Here is a 4,369-nt window from a genome sequence, read left to right on the forward strand (position 1 = left end):
TGCCACCAACAGGTGACAGCCGCCGTCGTCGTTCCGGTTTGGCCTACTGAACGGGCTCTCCCGTACGCCTGACGCCCTGGTTCTGGGTGGCATCCCTGATCTCACCGATCAGCTGCTCGATCACGTCTTCCAGGAAGAGCACGCCGCGCGCCTGGCCTTCGCTGTCCATCACGCGGGCAAGGTGCGAACCAGTCCGCTGCATGATCGTGAGCGCATCCTCAATTTCGTCGTCAAAGGTCAGGTTGGCGAGCGTCCGTACCTTGTTCTCGGTGATCGGCCGGGAATACATCTCCTCGGACATCGACATGACGTCCTTGAGGTGCATGTAACCCGTCAGGTTGTCGTGCTCATCAATCAGCACGAACCTGGAATACCCGGTCCGTCCCACGGTCTTTTCGAAATCCTCAGGCGTTGAGTCGGTACGCACAGTCACCAGCTCCTCCAAGGGGACCATGACGGCGCCCGCAGTTTGGCCGGAAAACTCGAGCGCGCCGCTGATGAGTCCGGAGTCGTCGTCCACCAGTCCGTGCCGCGTGGATTCCTGCACGATTGACTGAACTTCCTCCAGGGTAAAGGAGGACGTCACCTCATCCTTTGGCTCGATGCGCATGGCCCGCAGGATGTGGTTTGCCGCCCAGTTCAGCGTGGAGATGATCGGGTTCACCACCCGCGCGATCATGACCAGCGGCGGAGCCAGCAGCAAAGCCGCCTTGTCGGCGACCGTTACGGAAATGTTCTTCGGCACCATTTCACCGAACGTCACATGAAGGAACGTCACCAATAGCAGCGCGATCGCAAAAGCAATGCCGTCCGCAATGCCCTCCGGAATACCGACGCCCTCCAGCGGGACCACCAGGAGATGATGGATTGCCGGTTCGGCCACCTGCAGAATGAGCAGCGAACACACCGTGATGCCCAGCTGCGCACAGGCAAGCATGAGCGAAACGTGTTCCATCGCCCAGATGGTGGTGCGGGCGCGCTTGGATCCCGCCTCCGCCAACGGCTCAATCTGGCTGCGCCGCGCTGACATGATGGCGAACTCGGCTCCAACAAAGAAGGCATTGGCGATCAGGAGGACAACCAACCAGATAATTCCGGCCCAGTCGCTGCTCATCGGGCACCTCCCACGGCCGTGTCCGAAGTGTCGGAGGCAGCGGAGTCCTCCCGCTGCAGCGGGATGAAGCTGACGCGGTCAATCCTGCGCCCTTCCATCCGCTCGACTTCAAGGATTCCTCCCGGAACGTCCACCCGGTCACCCACTGCCGCAATCCGCCCCAGTTCGGCCATCATGAACCCGCCGACGGTTTCGTAACCGGCTTCATCGGGCACCGCGAGACGGGGTATTTGATCGCTGACCTCGTCCGGTCTCATCAGGCCGGGGAAAAACCAGTTGCCCGACGCACTCTGCAGGACTCCGGGCTTGAGCTTGTCATGCTCGTCTGCCACTTCACCCACAATCTCCTCCACGAGGTCTTCCAACGTTGCTACACCGGCCGTGCCGCCGTATTCATCGAGCACGACGGCGAGTTGCAGGTTCGCATCCCGCAGCTCGCTCAGGAGCGAGTCAAGATGTACCGTCTCAGGCACGCGGAGAACATCGGTCATGATGGTTCCGGCCGGAAGTTCCGCGCGCTTGTGCCGCGGGACCGCAACAGCCTTCTTGACATGGACAACGCCCCTGATGTCATCCGGGGAGTCGCCGATCAGGGGAAACCGGGAGAACCCGGTTCGGCGCGCAAGGTCCACTACATCGGCAACCGTCTGATCTGAATCGATGGTTTCCATGCGGATGCGCGGTGTCATCACATCGGCTGCGGTTCGCTCGGAAAAGCTGAACGTTCTCGCGAGGAAGTTCGCTGTTCCCTGATCGAGCGTCCCCAGTTCGGCCGAGCGCCGCACCAGCGAAGACAGCTCGGACGGTGTGCGCGCACCTGATATCTCCTCTTTTGCTTCGAGCCCAAAGAGGTGAAGCACCCGGTTGGAGAATCCATTGAGCACCACGATTGCCGGCTTGAAGACGCCAGTGAAAACCAGCTGCGGCCGGGCCAGCGCCTTGCCGACCTTGAAGGGAAGGGCTATCGCCATGTTCTTGGGAACAAGCTCGCCGATCAGCATGGAAAGCAGTGTTGCCAGCGTCATGGCGATAACGATCGACACCGTGCCGATGACCGGGTCCGGCAGGCCGAGCGCACCGAGGGGGCCTTCCAGAAGCTGTCCCACGGACGGTTCCATCACGTAACCGGTAAGGAGAGTGGTCAGGGTAATGCCCAGCTGACAGCTGGACAGCTGGGTGGAGAGGGACTTGAGGCACTTGAGCAGCGGCTCCGCCCTCTTGTCGCCGTTGTCCACTGCGCGTTGAACGTAGGTTTGGTCCAGGGCCACCAGCGAGAACTCAACAGCAACAAAGAACCCCGTACCCAGAATCAGGGCCAGGCCTGCAATCAGATAGAGCCACTCCAAGTGGAACACACCGCCCCTGCGGTGGTCCGGCTGGAAAACTCAGCTGTGGTCGGGGCCTGTTGAGAAGGCTCCGACAACGAAGGCCCGGACTCGGGCGCTCCGTGTTGGGTTGATTCCACTCCTGCATCCGCGTTCAGCGAACCCTGCTGCGGCGAACCGCACAGAGATCCGCGGACGGCGGAGAGAGACGAACGATGGGCATTTATACGGGGTCTGCCGGCACTGGATGGTCGCGGAACGCTGCGGGATAATGATGCATTTCGCAACGGTCGCTCCATGGGCCGGCCCCTAGAGGAACTGTCCATAAGGATGTCAGTTTACAACACAGGCCAGCAGCCGCGAAGCGGTTCCGGGGCCTCTCCCACTTCGTCCGCTACCAGCTTTGCGGAAGCGGACGGCCCTCTTCGTAACCTGCGGCGGACTGCACACCCACCAGCGCACGGTCCCGGAACTCTGCCAGGTTGCGGGCGCCTGCGTAGGTCATCGAGCTGCGGACCCCGGCGGTGATCATGTCCAGCAGATCCTCAACACCCGGGCTGGCGGGGTCGAGGTACATCTTGGAGGTGGAAATGCCTTCCTCGAAGAGTCCCTTCCGCGCACGGGCGAACACATCGTCACGCTGCGTACGGTTTTGCACGGCACGTGCCGAGGCCATTCCGAAGCTTTCCTTGTATTGCCTGCCGTTGTTGTCCGTCTGCAGGTCGCCCGGGCTCTCGTACGTGCCGGCAAACCATGATCCGATCATCACCTGGCTGGCCCCCGCCGCAAGCGCCAGCGCCACGTCGCGGGGGTACCGGACACCGCCGTCGGCCCAGACATGCGCGCCCAGCCCTGCGGCCGCCTCGGCGCATTCGCGCACGGCGGAAAACTGCGGGCGTCCGACTGCCGTCATCATGCGGGTAGTGCACATGGCGCCCGGCCCAACGCCCACCTTGATGATGTTTGCGCCTGCCGCCACGAGGTCGCGGACGCCATCGGCGCTCACCACGTTTCCGGCAACGATCGGGATGCGCGGATTGAGGCCACTGACGAGCTTGAGGGCTTCCAGCATCTTCCGCTGGTGCCCGTGGGCGGTGTCGACCACAAGGACGTCTACGCCTGCGTCCAGGAGCGCTGCGGCCTTCGCCTCAACGTCGCCGTTGATTCCGACGGCGGCAGCCACCCTCAGACGGCCATTGCCATCCACCGCAGGCTGGTAAATCGTTGACCGGAGCGCGCCTTTGCGCGTAATGACGCCCTGAAGTTCGCCGTCGTGCGTGACGGCCGCCAGAGAGGTGCTGGCTGCGTCGAGCTCCTCGAATGCCGCCTGAAGCGCATCATCCCGGTTGTCTGTGAAACGCGACGCTTCGAAAGTAAGCGGGTTGGGCCGCATCACCGATTCAAGCGAGGAATAGCGGTCCACCCCCTCGCAGTCCGAGGCCCGGACAATACCCACGCAACGGTTGGAATTGTCCACAACCACCACGGCTCCGTGTGCGCGCTTGTTAATGAGATGAAGAGCATCGATGACGGTGTTGCCCGGTTGGAGCTTCAGCGGTGTCTCAAACACCACATCCCGGCTCTTGACCCATTGGGTGACCTCGCGGATGACTCCCGTGGGAATGTCCTGCGGAAGTACGGCGAGGCCGCCCCGCCGGGCAACTGTTTCGACCATTCGGCGGCCGGTGACCGCCGTCATGTTCGCGACCACGAGCGGGATGGTGGTCCCGGTGGAATCATCACTGGCGAGGTCCACGTCGAAGCGGGAAATTACTTCCGAAGCAGACGGAACGAGGAAGACATCCGAGTAGGTGAGGTCTGTTGCGGGCTCGTTGATAAAGCGCATTTGGGCTCCTGGCATTGACTACAGAGCGAGTCTATGTGCTTTCCGCGGCGCCGCCGGAATCGAGCCGTCACACGCAGGACGGAA

At 62.4% G+C, this 4,369-nt stretch carries 3 protein-coding genes; all 3 read right to left on the reverse strand.

The features are described 5' to 3' along the window. Nucleotides 1-43: 43 nt before the first annotated feature. Nucleotides 44-1,114 carry a hemolysin family protein gene (locus Y708_RS0105520; RefSeq protein WP_028279156.1) on the reverse strand — a complete coding sequence of 357 codons (1,071 nt, stop codon included), beginning with the start codon at nucleotides 1,112-1,114 and terminating at the stop codon, nucleotides 44-46. After that, nucleotides 1,111-2,460, reverse strand: a complete 1,350-nt coding sequence (locus Y708_RS0105525; RefSeq protein WP_028279157.1) for a hemolysin family protein — start codon at nucleotides 2,458-2,460, stop codon at nucleotides 1,111-1,113. Before Y708_RS0105525 ends, Y708_RS0105520 begins: the two co-directional genes overlap by 4 nt. A 373-nt stretch (nucleotides 2,461-2,833) precedes the next feature. Next, nucleotides 2,834-4,285, reverse strand: coding sequence for a GMP reductase (locus tag Y708_RS0105530; protein ID WP_028279158.1), 1,452 nt, complete (start codon nucleotides 4,283-4,285; stop codon nucleotides 2,834-2,836). Between the last annotated feature and the right edge of the window lie 84 nt (nucleotides 4,286-4,369).

This window comes from Arthrobacter sp. H5 (assembly GCF_000520595.1).
Classification (GTDB): Bacteria; Actinomycetota; Actinomycetes; order Actinomycetales; family Micrococcaceae; genus Arthrobacter_D.

Bases quoted from the DNA above. Each gene is read 5' to 3' on its own strand.
- Y708_RS0105530 (WP_028279158.1), bottom strand. From the start codon at position 4,285: ATGCGCTTTATCAACGAGCCCGCAACAGACCTCACCTACTCGGATGTC.
- Y708_RS0105520 (WP_028279156.1), bottom strand. From the start codon at position 1,114: ATGAGCAGCGACTGGGCCGGAATTATCTGGTTGGTTGTCCTCCTGATC.